The 17,713-nt window shown below is 57.1% G+C and carries 14 protein-coding genes; 10 read left to right on the top strand and 4 right to left on the bottom strand.

The genetic code is table 11. The features are described from left to right. Positions 1-67: 67 nt before the first annotated feature. The 8 genes from OC597_RS18475 (at position 68) to OC597_RS18440 (ending at position 10,073) form a co-directional block, all read left to right on the top strand. The gene (locus OC597_RS18475; protein ID WP_262209941.1) at positions 68-1,558 is read left to right on the top strand and encodes an aldehyde dehydrogenase family protein; all 1,491 of its coding nucleotides are present in this window, start codon (positions 68-70) and stop codon (positions 1,556-1,558) included. After that, entirely contained in the window at positions 1,559-2,593 is a 1,035-nt protein-coding gene (locus tag OC597_RS18470) for a cupin domain-containing protein (protein WP_261425868.1), read from the top strand. 69 nt (positions 2,594-2,662) lie between these two features. Further along, entirely contained in the window at positions 2,663-3,526 is an 864-nt protein-coding gene (locus OC597_RS18465; RefSeq protein ID WP_261425869.1) for a fumarylacetoacetate hydrolase family protein, read from the top strand. Positions 3,527-3,611: 85 nt separating this feature from the next. Continuing rightward, positions 3,612-4,085, top strand: coding sequence for a transcription elongation factor GreB (greB, locus tag OC597_RS18460; RefSeq protein WP_262209939.1), 474 nt, complete (start codon positions 3,612-3,614; stop codon positions 4,083-4,085). Between the two features lie 157 nt (positions 4,086-4,242). After that, positions 4,243-6,579 (top strand): Tex family protein, encoded by a 2,337-nt coding sequence (locus OC597_RS18455; protein WP_261425870.1) that lies wholly within the window; start codon positions 4,243-4,245, stop codon positions 6,577-6,579. Positions 6,580-7,222: 643 nt separating this feature from the next. After that, positions 7,223-7,447, top strand: a complete 225-nt coding sequence (gene feoA, locus OC597_RS18450; protein WP_085119832.1) for a ferrous iron transporter A — start codon at positions 7,223-7,225, stop codon at positions 7,445-7,447. A 71-nt stretch (positions 7,448-7,518) separates the two neighbouring features. Then, positions 7,519-9,834, top strand: coding sequence for a Fe(2+) transporter permease subunit FeoB (gene feoB, locus OC597_RS18445; protein WP_261260170.1), 2,316 nt, complete (start codon positions 7,519-7,521; stop codon positions 9,832-9,834). Continuing rightward, entirely contained in the window at positions 9,834-10,073 is a 240-nt protein-coding gene (locus OC597_RS18440) for a FeoC-like transcriptional regulator (protein ID WP_085119834.1), read from the top strand. Before feoB ends, OC597_RS18440 begins: the two co-directional genes overlap by 1 nt. A gap of 42 nt (positions 10,074-10,115) precedes the next feature. Here the strand turns inward: OC597_RS18440 and OC597_RS18435 are convergent, their stop codons facing one another. Beyond that, entirely contained in the window at positions 10,116-10,397 is a 282-nt protein-coding gene (locus OC597_RS18435; RefSeq protein ID WP_085119835.1) for a YdgH/BhsA/McbA-like domain containing protein, read from the bottom strand. 258 nt (positions 10,398-10,655) lie between these two features. Beyond that, positions 10,656-11,438, bottom strand: coding sequence for a pimeloyl-ACP methyl ester esterase BioH (gene bioH, locus OC597_RS18430; protein WP_262209936.1), 783 nt, complete (start codon positions 11,436-11,438; stop codon positions 10,656-10,658). Positions 11,439-11,480: 42 nt separating this feature from the next. On the opposite strand from bioH, the gene gntX reads away from it, so the two are divergent. Both gntX and nfuA read left to right on the top strand, forming a co-directional pair. After that, positions 11,481-12,164 (top strand): DNA utilization protein GntX, encoded by a 684-nt coding sequence (gene gntX, locus OC597_RS18425; protein WP_262209935.1) that lies wholly within the window; start codon positions 11,481-11,483, stop codon positions 12,162-12,164. A 67-nt stretch (positions 12,165-12,231) separates the two neighbouring features. Beyond that, positions 12,232-12,807 carry a Fe-S biogenesis protein NfuA gene (gene nfuA / locus OC597_RS18420; RefSeq protein ID WP_012147309.1) on the top strand — a complete coding sequence of 192 codons (576 nt, stop codon included), beginning with the start codon at positions 12,232-12,234 and terminating at the stop codon, positions 12,805-12,807. 83 nt (positions 12,808-12,890) lie between these two features. Here nfuA and malQ read toward each other — a convergent pair whose 3' ends face one another. Together malQ and malP are read right to left on the bottom strand one after the other, a co-directional pair. Next, positions 12,891-14,981 (bottom strand): 4-alpha-glucanotransferase, encoded by a 2,091-nt coding sequence (gene malQ, locus OC597_RS18415; protein WP_262209933.1) that lies wholly within the window; start codon positions 14,979-14,981, stop codon positions 12,891-12,893. A 9-nt stretch (positions 14,982-14,990) separates the two neighbouring features. Continuing rightward, entirely contained in the window at positions 14,991-17,396 is a 2,406-nt protein-coding gene (gene malP / locus OC597_RS18410) for a maltodextrin phosphorylase (protein WP_262209931.1), read from the bottom strand. Positions 17,397-17,713 lie beyond the last annotated feature (317 nt).

Below are 17,713 nucleotides of genomic sequence, written 5' to 3'. Positions count from 1 at the left end.
CAGCAGATATTCTTTCGGCACATAGAAATTTTCATTTTATTAACAAAAATGCATCACGGGAGAAGTTATGCAGACAGGTGACCAGACCCTCTCAGCCAGGCCCAAGGCACTGCACTGGATCGACGGCCAATGGCAGGACTCGGCCAAACAGGGTATCAGCATCAGCCCGGCGGATGGCGCTGAACTGGGGGAATTTGCCGACGGTGGCGCAGAGGAAGCCGCGATGGCGATAGCCGCCGCCCAACGCGCATTTGTGCCGGCATGGAGCCGTGATCGGCACCTGCGGGCACGCTGCCTGAACCAAATGGCCGATCGGTTTGAACAACACGCGGAAACCCTGGCCCAGATCCTGGCGCAAGACAATGGCAAGCCGCTGAACGAAGCCCGCTTTGAGGTTAAGTTCATTCCCAGCAAACTGCGCTACGCCGCCGCACTGGCCCTGACAACCTATGGGCGCGCCATGGAAATTGAGCCCGGTGCCTTATCCAGGGTGCTGTACGAACCGCTAGGCGTGGTTGGGGTGATCACACCATGGAACTCGCCTGCCATTTTAACTATCCGATCGCTGGCTCCAGCGTTGGCCGCTGGCAACACCGCCGTCATTAAGCTCCCGGCTCAGACCGCACAGGTTAACGCCGCATTCGCCCGCATTCTGGCCGAAGTCGACAGCCTGCCGCAGGGCGTGGTGAACCTGTTTACCGAAAGTGGCAGCGACGGTGCCATGCTGCTGGTCAGCAGTCCGGCGGTACCGGTCATCAGCTTTACCGGCAGCACCCGCACCGGGCGCACCCTGGCGGCCAATGCCATGCAGCGGATCAAACGTATCTCACTGGAGCTGGGCGGGAAAACGCCGCATTTACTGTTCGAAGACGCCGATCTGGACCGTGCCTTGCCAATGATCGTGCGTTCACTCACCACCTTCGGCGGTCAGTTCTGCGTAACCGGCAGCCGTTTACTGGTACAGCGCGCGATCTATCCGCAGGTTCGTGCCCGCATGGCGGCGTTGCTGGAAGCGGTAAAAATCGGGCCGTCGCTGGCACCAGGCGTTGAACTGGGGCCGTTGATTGACCAACAAAGCGTCCAGCGGGTCGATGCCATGGTCACTGCCGCACTGGCCCAGGGTGCCACTGCCGTGGTTCGCGGTGGACCGGTAGTGGATGGCCCCTTAGCCAAAGGCGCGTTCTATCGCCCCACCCTGCTGGAAGTGCCTAACAGCGATATGGACATTGTGCAGCAGGAGGTTTTCGGGCCGGTGCTCACGCTGGAGATGTTTGACGACGAAGCGCAAGCGATCGTCTCCGCCAATCATAGCGACTACGGATTGGCCGCCAGTATTTGGTCAATGGATGCTAACCGACCGCACCGGGTCGCGCGGGAAATTCAGGCCGGCAGCGTGTGGATCAACGACTGGGCGCAAATTCACGATGAGTTCGAAGAGGGGGGATGCAAGCAGAGCGGCCTGGGCCGTTTGAACGGCATCGCCTCACTGGACAGCTTTATCGAATACAAACACGTCTATCAAAATGTGGGGGTCACTGACCCACAAAGGAAGGACTAAATGAGCATCGATATTCAGCAACTGCAAAAAAAGCATCTGTTCCCGTTATGGGAGTCACTGCATGGTCTGGTTCCCGAACAACCAGAACCTCAGGCTACACCTTATCAATGGCATTATGCCGAGGTTAAAGACGCGCTGCTGGATATCGGTTCCAAGATCGACATCGAACGTGCCGAGCGCCGCGTACTGGTGATGGAAAATCCGTCGTTGCCACCAGGCTCATCACGCATCACCGACACGCTGTATGCCGGCATGCAAATGGTACTGCCGGGGGAAATTGCCCCACTGCATCGCCACACACCCACCGCCCTGCGCTTTATTCTGGAAGCCGAGGGCGGCAACACCACGGTAGACGGCGAGCAGACCACGCTGCACCCAGGGGATTTTATCATTACCCCCTCATGGCGTTGGCACCAGCATCAAAATGACACCGATAAACCGATATTCTGGCTCGATGGCCTGGATGCCCCGCTGCTGCACTTTCTCAAGGCCGGGTTTCGACAAGACCGCCTGCCCGCAGGCCAAACGCTGGAACCGCGTCCGGAGGGCGATGCCCTGGCCCGCTACGGTGCTGGCCTGATGCCGCTGGAGTACCGCCCGACGGGACAGAGCCAGCCCTCCCCGATATTTAACTACCCGTATCAACGCACCCGTGAAGCGCTGGAACAACTGCAGCGTCACAGCGAGATCGACCCAGCCAACGCCATCAGTCTGCGTTACATCAACCCGGCCAACGGCGATTGGGCCATTCCTACCCTCGGTACCGTCATCACGCTGCTGCCCCGTGGGTTTACCAGCCTCTACCAGCGCGGTAATGCCAGCCAGGTGCTGGTGGTGATGGAGGGGGAACTGGAAATACGGCTGACGGGGGGGATTCACTTCCGGTTAAAACCGAAAGATATCTTTGCGCTGCCTTCATGGCTCAGCTATCGCCTGTCGGCACCGGACGGCGATACGGTCTGTTTCAGTTTTTCCGATCGCCCGGTGCTGGAAAAACTGGGGATCTGGCGTCATGAGACCCTGCCAGAGGGCTGATCTCACCGGCTTAATCGGTCCATTCAGCGGCCAACACCATCACATTTTTGCTTTCAGAGGGCCTATATCATGAAGATCTGCCGTTTTAACCAGGATCGGATAGGGATCATCCGGCAACAAAGGGTGTACGACATCACGCCAATGTTTCACGCCATCCCTCCCGCCCACTGGCCCGCGCCGCCCGCCGACTGGATGATTAGTCATTTCGCCAGCATTGCCCCGCAGTTGGACGCAAACTGGGAACGGCTGGAGAGTTATTCGCTGGAGCAGGTGAACCTGAACTCGCCGGTGGCCAACCCAGGCAAACTTGTCGCCGCGCCGATCAATTACCGTGATCACATCGCCGAAGCCAATGCCGACCAGGAAATCAACCATGGCAAGGTCTATACCGATATCAGCGAATACGGCCTGTTTCTCAAAGCCAACAGTTCGCTGTGTGGACCAAACGAGATCATCAACTTGCCCATTCCTGATCGACGTACCGATCCAGAGGTCGAACTGGCGGTGATCATTGGCCAACGCGCCCGGAATCTGCCCGTCGAACAGGCCCTGGAGGTGGTGTTCGGCTACGCTATCGGCATAGACATGACCGTACGCGGTTCGGAATTTCCCTCTTTTCGTAAATCGGCCGATGGATTTTCGGTGTTGGGCCCGTGGATTGTCACCCCTGACGAAATCGGCGATCCGAACGCGCTGGATCTCAGTATTCGGGTCAACGGCCAGCTCAGGCAGCACTCCAACACCCGCCACCTGATTTATAACGTACAACGCCTGATCGCCTATGCCTCGGCGATGTTTACCCTGTGGCCGGGGGACGTGATTTATACCGGTACGCCGTCAGGTGTCTCCGCGATACAGGCAGGCGACCGCATCGACGTCAGTATCGAACGCATCGGTGCGATGTCGGTCACGATAGCCGACAGCGCACCCTGACAAGCCCTATTTTCGATGCCTCTGGCCCCGTATCTGTCGTACACTTCGCGCTATAGGTTCCACTATTGCCACGGTAACAGGTTGTATGAGAACACCGCTGATCACCCGTGAAGGGTACGACAAACTGAAACAAGAACTGGATTACCTCTGGCGTGAAGATCGGCCAGAGGTCACCAAAAAAGTGACCTGGGCGGCCAGCCTTGGCGACAGAAGTGAAAATGCCGATTATCAGTACAACAAAAAACGGCTGCGGGAGATCGATCGCCGCGTGCGCTACCTGACCAAATGCCTCGAACAGTTGAAAATCGTCGACCACTCGCCGCAACAAGAAGGCAAAGTGTTCTTCGGTGCCTGGGTAGCGGTGGAAAATGAAGACGGTGAGATTAAACGCTTTCGCATCGTCGGCTATGACGAGATTTTTGGCCGTCGAGACTACATCTCCATCGATTCACCGATGGCCCGCGCCCTGCTGAAAAAAGAAGTGGGTGATGCCGCCACCGTCAACACCCCGGCGGGTGATGCGCTGTGGTATGTGAATGAGATCGAGTACGTAAAATAAGATTTCGGCTTTTTCCTAGCGGGCGTCCGCCGCCGCGGTACAGGCCGCTTTACGTGCCCTGGCTGCCGAGAGGCGGCCCGCTTCACTGGCATTTTCCGCGCGCAATCCGTATAACTGTCCCCCTGTTTACTCACCATTATCAACAGATACCAGACCTATGAATGACCCACTGAGCCGCATTATTGCAACAGAACTGCAGGCCCGGCCGGAGCAAGTTGACTCCGCCATCCGTCTGCTGGATGAAGGTAATACCGTGCCCTTTATTGCACGCTATCGTAAGGAAGTCACCGGGGGTTTGGACGATACCCAACTGCGCCAGCTGGAAACCCGCCTGGGTTATCTGCGTGAACTGGAAGACCGCCGTCAGACCATCCTTAAATCGATCGACGAGCAGGGCAAACTGACCGAACAGCTGGCGGGGGCGATCACCGCCACGCAAAGCAAAACCGAACTCGAAGACCTCTACCTGCCTTACAAACCCAAGCGCCGTACCCGTGGACAGATCGCCATCGAAGCCGGTCTGGAGCCCCTGGCGGACAGCCTGTGGCAGGATCCTCAGCAGCAGCCGGAAACGCTGGCCGAACGCTACGTTGACGCCGACAAAGGCGTAGCGGACGTGAAAGCCGCCCTCGACGGCGCGCGTTACATTCTGATGGAGCGCTTCGCTGAAGACGCCGCGCTGCTGGCCAAGGTTCGTAATTACCTGTGGAAGCACGCGCATCTGGTCTCCAAAGTGGTGGAAGGCAAAGAAGAAGCCGGCGCGAAATTCCGCGACTACTTCGATCACCATGAACCTATTGCCCAGGTGCCTTCACACCGTGCGCTGGCCATGTTCCGTGGCCGCAACGAAGGCGTGCTGCAACTGGCGCTGAACGCCGACCCACAGTTTGAAGAAGCCCCGCGTGAAAGCCAGGCGGAACAGATCATCATCAGCCATCTCGATCTGCGCCTGAATAACGCCCCGGCCGATGCCTGGCGCAAAGCGGTGGTCAACTGGACCTGGCGTATCAAGGTGCTGCTGCATCTGGAAACCGAACTGATGAGTACCGTGCGTGAACGTGCGGAAGACGAAGCAATCAACGTCTTTGCCCGTAACATGCACGATCTGATGATGGCCGCACCGGCCGGTATGCGCGCGACCATGGGGCTGGATCCGGGCTTGCGTACCGGGGTAAAAGTGGCAGTGGTGGATTCCACCGGCAAACTGGTCGCCACCGACACCGTCTATCCGCACACCGGACAGACCGCCAAAGCCTCTGCCATCGTCGCGGCACTGTGTATCAAACATAAAGTGGAACTGGTCGCCATCGGCAACGGGACCGCATCGCGTGAAACCGAGCGTTTTTACCTTGATTTGCAGCAGCAGTTCGGCGAAGTCAAAGCGCAGAAAGTGATCGTCAGCGAAGCCGGTGCCTCGGTGTATTCCGCCTCCGAACTGGCGGCACTGGAGTTCCCTAACCTCGACGTCTCGCTGCGTGGTGCCGTCTCCATCGCCCGCCGCCTGCAAGATCCGCTGGCCGAACTGGTAAAAATCGATCCGAAATCCATTGGCGTCGGTCAGTACCAGCACGATGTCAGCCAAAGCCAACTGGCGAAAAAGCTGGATTCGGTGGTTGAAGACTGCGTGAATGCCGTTGGGGTCGATTTGAACACCGCTTCAGTGCCACTGCTGACCCGCGTGGCCGGCCTGACGCGCATGATGGCGCAGAATATCGTCACCTGGCGTGATGAGAACGGCCGTTTCAGCAACCGTGAACAACTGTTGAAAGTCAGCCGCCTGGGGCCAAAAGCCTTTGAGCAGTGTGCCGGCTTCCTGCGCATCAACCACGGCGAAAACCCGCTGGATGCCTCGACCGTTCACCCGGAAACCTACCCGGTGGTCGAACGCATTCTGGCTGCCACCCACCAGGCCCTGCAGGATCTGATGGGTAACCCGGCCGCGGTACGCAGCCTGAAGGCCAGCGATTTCACCGACGAGAAGTTCGGTATGCCAACGGTGACCGACATCCTGAAGGAGCTGGAGAAACCCGGCCGCGATCCGCGTCCGGAATTCAAAACCGCCACCTTCGCTGAAGGCGTTGAAACCCTCAATGACCTGCAGCCGGGGATGATCCTGGAAGGTTCGGTGACCAACGTCACCAACTTCGGTGCCTTTGTGGATATCGGCGTACATCAGGACGGCCTGGTACATATCTCCTCGCTGGCGGACAAGTTTGTCGAAGATCCACACACCGTGGTGAAAGCCGGCGACGTCGTCAAAGTGAAGGTGATGGAAGTGGACCTTCAGCGCAAACGCATCGCGCTGAGCATGCGTCTGGACGAGCAACCGGGTGAAGGTTCACCGCGCCGTGGCAACAATTCCGCCCCGGCCAAGGATAATGCAAACCGGGCACCGGCCAATAAGGGTAAACCGCGCGGCGGCAACAACAACACCTCGGCAGGTAACAGCGCTATGGGTGATGCGTTGGCAGCGGCATTCGGCAAAAAATCTTAATCAGGCCCTAACCCGGCTAGTAGGATGCAGGGCGGAGTTCACTCCGCCCTTTCCTACCGAAATATCCCCGTGATTTTTGACCCGCCTCAATAAACCTGCATTTTTCTCCAATCTTACCAACGGCCATAATGACCCGATGTTATAGGCCTGAAAATAACGCTACCTAACCATCGATTAACACCGCTATTAACATCATATTCTCATTTCGCCATTTCCCAGCGAAACACAAATAGTTACCGCTCGTATTCAGCCGGCGAGATGTTGCCAGATAAATACCGATATTGGTGCCACCCGATCAAAGCGGCCAAATCTGCCGCTAATTTTTTCAAACTGGAAAAAATCACTACAATCGCGTAACTGATTTAACTCGCCATTCGCATTTGCACCCTGCCAAACCGGGTGATAAAACTAGTCCCGTCAGGCAGTCTCGATGGTTAAATGTGATCGCCACAACTTTTGGTTACCAATACCCCTATTTTTTGTATTGAATACGATAATGATTCTCACTATTATTATTTTGCGTGTTCACTGCATTACCTCATGGATTGAAAACGTCGGCAGCCCGCCATGTTTACCGCGGCGCTTCCTTTGGAACGTTCTTTTATCATCATCGGCCCAATAAGCTGGGCTCAGGGAAGGTTACATGCATCTTCTGCCTAAACGGTCGTATAAGATCGCCGGCTTCGCCAATGAAATCGGCCCAGCCTACCGCCAGAAACTGTTATCACTCGGCATGCTGCCGGGTTCGTCGTTTGAAGTGGTGCGCGTCGCGCCGCTGGGTGATCCCATAGAAATTAAAACCCGCCGCGTCAGCCTGGTGCTGCGCAGGAAAGATCTGGCCCTGATCCTGCTCGACGACCCATCCTGACGCTGAGTCGCCTTGCCTTGGCCACGCGCATCGCCTGGCCCCATTTCCCTTGACTGATATCACGCAAAATTATGAAAAAACTCACTATTGGCTTAATAGGAAATCCTAATTCCGGTAAGACTACGCTGTTTAACCAGCTGACCGGAGCGCGCCAGCGGGTTGGTAACTGGGCGGGCGTAACGGTAGAGCGTAAAGAAGGCCTGTTCACCACGCCGCAATCCCAGGTCAAACTGGTCGATTTACCCGGCACCTACTCCCTGACCACCATCTCGGAGCAAACCTCTCTCGACGAGCAGATCGCCTGCCACTACATTCTGAGCGGCGACGCCGATCTGCTGATCAACGTGGTCGATGCGTCCAACCTGGAACGCAATCTGTACCTGACGCTGCAACTGCTGGAGCTGGGTATTCCCTGCATCGTCGCGCTGAACATGCTGGATATCGCCAGAAGCCAAAAAATTGATATTGATATCGCTGCCCTGTCCGCACGCCTCGGCTGTCCGGTGGTGCCGCTGATCTCCACCAAGGCCGACGGTATTGGCGTACTAAAGCAGATGATCGACAATCATCAGTTCAACGAATTGAAAGCGCTGGTGCTCTACCCACCGGTGCTACTCAAAGAAATGACCACGCTGAGCGACGCCATGCCACAGAGCCTGCCGAGCGAACAGCGTCGCTGGCTGGCACTGCAGATGCTGGAAGGCGATATCTACAGCCATACTTTAGCCGGTCCGGCGGCGGCCCTGCTGCCGGCAGCCAGGGAAGCTCTGCGACAACAGCAGCAGGACGACCCGGCACTGGTGATCGCCGATGCACGCTACCAGTCGATCGCCACCCTGTGTGACGCCGTCAGTAATTCTCAGCAGGCGATGCCAAACCGCCTGACCGAAGCATTGGATAAAGTGATCCTCAATCGCTGGCTGGGGGTGCCAATCTTCCTGCTGGTGATGTATCTGATGTTCCTGCTGGCAATCAACCTCGGCGGTGCACTGCAGCCGATTTTCGATATCGGTTCGGCGGCGATCTTTATCCAGGGCATTCAATGGATTGGCTACACCCTGCATTTCCCTGAATGGCTGACTATTTTCCTGGCGCAGGGGGTCGGTGGCGGTATCAATACCGTGCTGCCGCTGGTGCCGCAAATCGGCATGATGTACCTGTTTCTGTCGTTCCTCGAAGACTCCGGCTACATGGCACGGGCGGCCTTCGTGATGGATCGCCTGATGCAGGCACTCGGGCTGCCCGGTAAATCTTTCGTGCCGCTGATTGTCGGCTTTGGCTGCAACGTGCCCTCCATCATGGGCGCACGCACGCTGGATGCTCAGCGCGAGCGCCTGATTACCATCATGATGGCCCCCTTCATGTCCTGCGGTGCCCGGTTGGCCATCTTCGCCGTCTTTGCCGCTGCCTTCTTCGGTCAGGACGGAGCGGGCGTGGTGTTCTCTTTGTATATGCTCGGCATTGTGGTGGCGATCCTCACCGGACTGGTGCTGAAGTACACCATCATGCGCGGCGAAGCCTCGCCCTTCGTGATGGAGCTGCCGGTCTACCATGTGCCGCACCTGAAAAGTCTGCTGCTGCAAACCTGGCAGCGACTGAAAGGCTTCGTCCTGCGTGCCGGTAAAGTGATCGTGATTGCCAGCATCTTCATTGGCGGCCTGAACAGCTTTTCGTTCAGCGGCAAGCCGGTGGATAACATCAATGATTCCGCACTGGCGTCGGTGTCCAAGGTGCTGACACCGCTGCTGCAGCCTATGGGTGTGCACAATGATAACTGGCAGGCCACCGTCGGTCTGGTGACCGGCGCCATGGCGAAAGAAGTGGTGGTCGGCACGCTGAACACGCTGTACACCGCCGAACATATCAATAACACCGAATTTGATGCCGCCAACTTTAACCTGCTGGACGAACTGGGCGGGGCACTGGCAACCACCTGGCAAGGTCTGAAAGACACCTTTAGCCTGAGCGTGCTGTCCAACCCGATTGAGGCCAGCAAGGGCGACGGGGAAATGGACGTCGGTTCAATGGGTGTGATGAGCAGCAAATTCGGCTCTGGGGTTTCTGCCTACAGCTACCTGATCTTCGTGTTGCTGTACGTCCCCTGCGTCTCGGTCATGGGGGCTATCGCCCGTGAATCCAGCCGTGGCTGGATGACCTTCTCCATTCTCTGGGGGCTGAATGTCGCTTACTCGTTGGCCACGCTGTTTTATCAGGTCGCCACCTTCAGCCAGCATCCGCAGTATAGCCTGACGGCAATCGCCATCGTGGTGCTGTTCAATCTGTTGATCCTGTTCGGCCTGCGTCGGGCGCGCAGCCGGGTAACGGTGCGTCTGGGCAATGCCACGCCGACAACCTGTTGCCAGGGAGCCAAGGGGGACTGTCACTGATGGCCGGCCTGCTGCAGATCCGTGATGCATTGGCGCTGCACGGTAACGTGCAGGCGCTTCAACTCAGCCGTCAGCTGGCGGCCCCACTGCCGTTAGTACAGGCAATGCTGGAGCGTTTAATCGCGATGGGGAAAGTAGAGCGTATCGAGCAGGATAACAGCGCCTGCCTGAGCGGCAGTTGCAAAAGCTGCCCTGAGGGCCAGGGTTGCATTACGGTGGTCTATCGTTTGAAGTCGTAAGGATCGGGGCGCGGCACAGGCGCGCCCCTGTTTAATCAGTCGTTATTTCTTATCTTTATACACGTCAGCAGTAGCGCTGAACTTACCGTGTTCGCGACCGGCGATAATCACGTAATACTGACCGCCTTTTTCATCCGCCTGCTTTGACAGCGCGGCTTTAACATCCATTGGTGCAGTTTCACCAGTAGTATGGATGGTATCAATTTTGGTGTATTTCTCAGGGTTCTTGGCGACGTCTTCTTTGGTCAGTAAAGTTGCTGCCATGGTGCTGAAAGACACTGAACCTACAACTAACGCGGCAATAATCATTTTCAAAGATTTCATTACAATACCTCTCAATGGATAATTTATTTATTATGAAAACTGTCCAGGGTAAATACGTAATAACACCGACTGCCGTGACATCTTCTGACCTCGTTGCTATCCCTGACGAGAGCCGTTTTCCCAGAGACGAAACGCCAAAGTAAAAAAACCGTGAACGGTTTTTTCATTTCCCAGCCAACGCAGCTACCCCCTTAAGTATCGGACAGGTTTATTTTTTATCCACTAAGTTGCTCTTTTTTTAACGCTTTATTGTGCGTTTTAGCGGCGGATCCCACTTTTTGCCACAAAGGTGCAGATAATTTCAGCGAATTCATCAGGCTGGGAAATAAATGGCGCGTGAGCCGCTTTCGCAATGATGATTGACGGCGAGTGTGGCCAACTGACGTCGAGCAATCCGGCGACCTTACGCGGCACTAATCCGTCCAGATAACCGTAAACCCGCAACAGGGGCAGCGGCAGCTGCGCCAACGGCTGACGCAAGTCCGCCGTCCGCAGTATTTCAAGCCCACCGTTCAGGACTTCAACACTCGGCGTCGGCTGGTTAAGCACCACCGATTTCAGCAGACGGGCGTCCTGCCGTGCGCTTTCCGTTCCCAGCGTCTGTAATGCCAGAAAACGCTCTACGGTGCGCTGAAAATCCTGGCTCAACTGATGCTGAAAACCGCTCAGCACTTCCGGACGGATCCCCGGCCAGTCATCCTGCGCCGTAAAGCAGGGCGAAGAGGCCACGGTGATCAGCCCACGTACCCGCTGCGGTTGCATCAGCGCAACCTGACTGGCCACCAGCCCGCCGAGCGACCAACCTAGCCACCAGGCCTGCGCCGGTGCGGCATCCAATACGATTTCCGCCATTTGCTCGAGCGACATCGCAGCAAACCCCTGGCTGCGGCCATAGCCCGGCAGATCGACCAAATGCAGGCGAAAATGCGGCGTCAGTCGCTCAAGCATGCAACTCCACACTTCCGCATTCAGTCCCCAGCCGTGCAGCAGCACAAGATCGCGATCGCCTTCACCTATTGTTTGCCAGTACAACGCTGTCATCCGTTATTGTCCTTTCATTCTCATCCATCAGGGAGGACGGCTATGCTATCAATCCGCAGCCGCTGTTGGCTATGCCGACAGTCATTACATCTTAGCCGTCAGGGTATCTGCAGCTACTGCCTGCGCCAAATGGCCACAAAACCGCTGTGCTGCCCCCGCTGCGGCCTGCCTGCCGGGGATGCTGCATTACCCTGTGGCCGCTGCCTGCAACAGCCGCCCCCCTGGCAGGCGCTGGTGTTTGTCAGCGACTACCAAGCCCCGTTGCGCCAACTGATCAAAAAATTCAAGTTTCAGCACACGCCAGAGTTGGCACCGCTGCTGGCACGGTTAATTTTGCTAAACTGGCAGCGAGCGCACCGAGAGCAATATCTGAACAGACCCGATGTGATTTTAGCAGTACCCTTACAGGCTAAACGTTGCTGGCGTCGCGGCTATAACCAAAGCGATTTGCTAGCGCGGCCGCTGGCGTACTGGCTGGGCTGCGACTACCGCCCAGCCGCCCTGAGCCGGGTGCGAAAAACCGCCCCACAGCAACGGTTGCCGGCCCGTATGCGACGGCGTAATTTACGCGGTGCATTTCGCTGTCATGAACCTTTGGCGGGTCGACACGTCGCCCTGCTGGACGATGTGGTGACGACGGGCAGTACGGTGGCAGAAATTTCCAGGTTGTTGCAGCGGCAGGGAGTCGCATCAATACAGATTTGGTGCGTTTGCCGCACGTTGTAGTGCCAAGGCAATGGGCGTATTATAACCTAGTATAGAAGTCAACTATTTGAACTAACGAGCTAATGCCATGATTCGTATAACAGATACTGCACAGGAACACTTTGCCAAACTGCTGGCAAATCAAGAGGAAGGCACCCAAATCCGCGTATTCGTGATCAACCCGGGTACGCCTACGGCCGAATGCGGTGTCTCTTATTGCCCGCCGGACGCGGTTGAAGCGACAGACACCGAGCTGAAGTTCGAAAAGCTGTCCGCCTATATCGACGAACTGAGCAAACCTTATCTGGACGATGCCGAGATCGACTTCGTCACCGACCAACTGGGCTCGCAGCTGACGCTGAAAGCGCCAAACGCCAAAATGCGTAAAGTGGACGACAACGCACCGCTGATGGAGCGTGTTGAATACGTACTGCAGTCACAGATCAACCCACAGCTGGCAGGCCACGGCGGCCGTGTTACGCTGATGGAAATCACTGATGACAGCCTGGCGATCCTGCAGTTCGGCGGCGGTTGTAACGGGTGTTCAATGGTCGATGTGACCCTGAAGGAAGGCATCGAGAAAGAGCTGCTGCAGAAGTTCCCTGAACTGAAAGGCGTGCGCGATTTGACCGAGCACCAGCGCGGTGAGCACTCCTATTATTAATCCCCTGTTTTAGGGCCAGATGCCCCACAGCGGATAAAAAAAATGCCGGATTCGGTTCGCCCAATCCGGCATTTTTACGTCAATTACCCTACCGAGACCTTGCGTCGCCGCTTGTCCAAATCCTTCAGTAACCGGTTGACCTGCTGATCGGCAAACATCTCCTCCAGCGTGTGGGTCAGTTTACGTCGCCAGTTCGGGTACTGATCGCTGGTGCCGGGAATATTGACCGGATCCGCCATATCCAGCCAATCTTCCGGCTGCAGACCCAGCAACGCGCTGGCGCTGTCGGCGACATAACGCTGTAAGCCCCGATTAAGCAACGGGCTCATATTCAACAACGCCGCCTTTTTTCCTACCTTCTGCGGCACACAACCATAGTGATGCAGCCCGTCCAGCAACCCCTGCTTGGCTCGTTCACGGTCGGCAAACAGCCCTTTCAGGATCTCCGCATCCGGATACAATCCCAGTTGGTTGCCCAACTGCAGGTCACCACTTTGCCAATAGCCGCGCAGCGTCGGCAGATCGTGGGTGGTGATGGTCGCCATGGCCTGCACCGGATAGGCCTGCGGTGCGCGGAAATGGTTCTCCCCATCACGTTCAAAATACAGCACCTTATAGGAGTAGACGCCGCTGTCGCGGAGCTTGCCGACAATCTCGACCGGAACGGTACCGAGGTCTTCGCCAATCACCATACAGCGGTGGCGTTGGCTTTCCAGCGCCAGTACCGCCAGCAGATCGTCCACCGGGTATTTCACATAGGCGCCATGAACCGCGGTTTCACCGTAGGGGATCCACCACAGACGCAGCAACGCCATCACGTGGTCAATACGCAGCGCGCCGCAGCTGGTCATATTGGCGCGCAGCAGATCGATAAACGGCTGGTAGCCCCGTGCCGCCATCACATGGGGGTCCACCGGCGGCAGGCCCCAGTTTTGCCCCAACGGGCCCAGAATATCCGGCGGTGCGCCTACCGAAGCTTTCAGACAATAAAGCTCGCGCTCGCACCAGGTTTCCGAGCCCCCTTCCGCTACGCCGACCGCCAAATCGCGGTACAGGCCGATCGGCATCTGTTGTTGTTGGCTCTGGCGGAAACAATCGGCGAACTGGCTGGCCGCCAACCACTGCAGCCACAGGTAAAACGTCACCTGATCCTGCTGTTGCTGACAAAATTGCTGCACCGCAGCGCTGTCGCCCTGTTGATATTGCTCAGGCCAGGCCGGCCAACCCCACAGGCTGCTGTCTTTGGCAGCCAGATGGGCATGCAGTGCATCAAAAGCAGCCTGCTGATACAAGCTGTCGCCACCGTCGAGAACAAACTGCTCAAATGCCTGACGTTGCGCGTCACTCGCTTTACGTGCCTGGAACAGCGGGAACGCCAGCTTTAGCGCCGCCAGCTTCAGCTGCGTCACCGTGCTGTAATCCACCTGCTCGCTGCTACGCGCCGCGGCCAGCTTCTTTTGCGTGGCCGGTTTCAGCCACCATTGCTGCGCGGCGTCATTGCGCTGGAAATCTTCCACCGCGTTCACATCGATATAAATCACGTTCAGCCAGCGGCGCGATGACGGACTGTACGGGCTGGCGCTTTCCGGATTAGCCGGATACAGCGCGTGGATCGGGTTCAGCCCGACAAAAGCGCCGCCTCGTTCACCGACCTGCTCCACCATCTGGCGCAGATCGCCAAAGTCACCGATGCCCCAGTTACGATCGGAACGCAGGGTGTAAAGCTGGACGCAAGCGCCCCACAGCTTCTTTCCGGTCAGCAAGGCATCCGGTTCATAGCAGCGTTTCGGCGCCACGATCAGCCGACACGGCCACTGCTGCTCGCCCTGCTTCAGCGTCAGTTGGTGATACCCCGGCGGCAACTCGCCTGGCAGGGTAAAGGTTTTACGTGCGCTGGCGCGCCCCTGCTGCTGGCCGCCGTCCTCGCGCTGCAACGTCCACAGATACTCACCGCTACCCGCCAATGGCAACGCCACCGGCGTACCCTGATAGAAGACCTTCACCGCCGGAAGCGGCGTCACTGCCACCTCCTGCGGGGTAGTGCCGCGCCCCATGGCGTCCAGCAATCGGCGTTTGGTGTCCTCAGCGATCGCCTGCTGTTGACCGTGGGCATTAATATAATCGGCAGCGATACCCGCCTGAGCGGCCGCCTGATCGATGACCTTGCGATCCATTCGCTCTCCTTAACGCTTGGCTTGCCAGATACGCTGCTGGTAGTCGCGGATCGAACGATCCGAACTGAACATACCGACACGCGCGGTGTTAAGAATAGTACGACGCGTCCATTCATCACGGTCACGATAGAGTTCGTCTACCTGCTGTTGAGCTTTGCAGTAAGAAGCAAAGTCCGCCAGCACCAGGTAAGGGTCGCCCCCTTCCAGCAGGCTGTGCAGCATCATGTCGAAAGCATGCTTGTCGCCATGGCTGAACGCACCACTTGCCAGCTCGTCCAGGATCGCCTTCAGGTGCTTGTCTTTCTTGCGGTAGCTGAGCGGATCATAGCCTTTCGCCAGCAGCGCCTTTACCTGATCCACGGTATTGCCGAAGATAAAGATATTGTCTTCGCCCACCTGCTCGGCGATCTCCACATTAGCGCCATCCAGGGTGCCGACGGTCAGCGCGCCGTTCAACGCCAGCTTCATGTTGCCGGTGCCGGAAGCCTCTTTGCCTGCGGTCGAGATCTGCTCGGAGATATCCGCCGCCGGGATCATCAGTTCAGCGACGGACACACGGTAGTCAGGAATAAACGCCACTTTCAGTCGATCCTTCACCAGCGGATCGTTGTTGATCTTTTCCGCTGCCTGGTTGATCGCATAAATGATGTTCTTCGCCAGATAGTAGCCCGGTGCCGCTTTAGCGCCGAACAGGAAGACCCGCGGCACGATATCCAGCTGCGGGTTATCGCGCAGTTGGCGATACAGCGACAGAATGTGCAGCAGGTTCAAATGCTGGCGTTTGTATTCGTGCAGGCGTTTGATCTGCACGTCGAAAATCGCGTCCAGGTTCAGCGTCAGCCCCATCACGTCGTGCACGTAGTTGGCTAATATGACTTTGTTATCGCGTTTAATTTGCTGATAACGCTGGCGGAATGCCGCATCATCGGCGTATTTCTCCAGCCCTTTCAGGGCATCGAGATCGTTCGCCCACTCCACCTTCAGCGTTTCATCAATCAGCCCTGACAGCGCCGGGTTGCATTGCTTCAGCCAGCGACGTGGCGTGATGCCGTTGGTGACGTTATGGAATTTGTTTGGCCACAGTTGGTGATATTCCGGGAACAGGTCCTTCACCACCAGATCGGAGTGCAGCTGGGCCACGCCGTTGACCGCAAAGCCGCTGACCACGCACAGATTAGCCATGCGCACCTGTTTGTCATGGTGTACCGCCAGTTTGGCCCATACCGCGTCGTCGCCCGGCCAGTGTTTATCCACCAGCTTTTTGAAGTTGGCGTTGATCTGCTTGATGATGGAGAAATGACGCGGCAGCAGGCTGCGCACCAGTTTCTCATCCCAGCACTCCAGCGCTTCCGGCATCAGGGTATGGTTGGTGTAGGCGAAAGTTTTACTGGTAATCGCCCAGGCGGCATCCCAGTCCAACTGATGTTCATCCAGCAGAATGCGCAGCATTTCCGGAATGGCGATGGTCGGATGGGTGTCGTTCAACTGGATCACTTCGTACTTCGGCAGATCTTCAATCTTGCGCCCTGCCAGATGGTGCTTACGCAGAATATCGGCCACCGAGCAGGCGCACTGGAAGTATTGTTGCATCAGGCGCAGGCGCTTGCCCGCCTGGTGGTTATCATTCGGGTACAGCACCTTGGTCAACTTGGCCGCTTCTACGCCCTGCTTCTCCGCCTGCAGGAATTTTCCGTCGTTGAAATCGCTCAGGTCAAACGGATGCTGGTGGGTCGCCTGCCACAGGCGCAGCGGCTGGGTCACGCCATTACGGAAGCCCAGCACCGGCAAGTCCCAGGCTTCGCCGCGCAGGGTAAACTCAGGACGCCACAGTTCGCGGCCATCGGCCAGTTTTTCCAGTTTCCCACCAATGCCGACATCCACAGACAGCGCCGCATTGTGGCGGAACCACGGGTAGCTCTCGCGCTGCCAGTTATCCGGGGCCTCTTGCTGCTGGCCGCCGCTAAACGACTGACGGAACAGCCCATACTGGTAATTCAGCCCGTAGCCGGTGGCCGGTTGTTCCACCGTCGCCATCGAATCCAGGAAACAGGCCGCCAAACGCCCCAGCCCGCCATTGCCCAACGCCGGATCGGTTTCCTGCTCCAGCAGGTCTGCCAGCTTGATATCCTGTTCCGCCAATGCCTGCTCGACGGTGTCGTACCAGCCCAGGTTAATCAGGTTGTTGGCCGTCAGGCGACCAATCAAAAACTCCATCGAAATGTAGTTCACATGGCGCAGCGGCTTACTGCTTTTACGCGGCGCAGGCTGTGCAGCAAGCTGCTCGGCCAGTGCGCGGCTTACCGCTTCCCACCATTGGTGCTGGGTCATCTGTTGTGCAGAACTGAGGCCAAACTGTTGCCACTGACGGGTCAGTGCCGCCAGAAAAGCATCCTTTTTAAGCGTAGGCTGTGACATAAGGAAAACTCTCTATCCAGTAAGTGGGTCAAATTACCGTTATCGTGCCGGGGCGAAGCAGTGAAGGCATCATCCCGCCTGGGGATTAGCTGGGGAGGAGGATTGGGGCGTAGTTAAAATTGTGATCTCAGGCACTTTTTGACTCCCTTGCATCATGCAAAAAAGCCCACCGACGAAGGCAGCGAGCACTGAGAATACGCTGAAAACTTGTTCAATGACGTTAGCATAGTTATTGCGCCGGCTATAGTGGCGTAGATTGCCAGAAATGCTTTTCTGTATCTGCGTCACCAAACCGTGCCACACCACGGCTATTCCAC

It is taken from the genome of Serratia proteamaculans (genome assembly GCF_946227095.1).
Classification (GTDB): domain Bacteria; phylum Pseudomonadota; class Gammaproteobacteria; order Enterobacterales; family Enterobacteriaceae; genus Serratia; species Serratia proteamaculans_E.
Note: the sequence above shows the minus strand (reverse complement) of the source record. Positions and strands in the feature narration are given on the sequence as shown.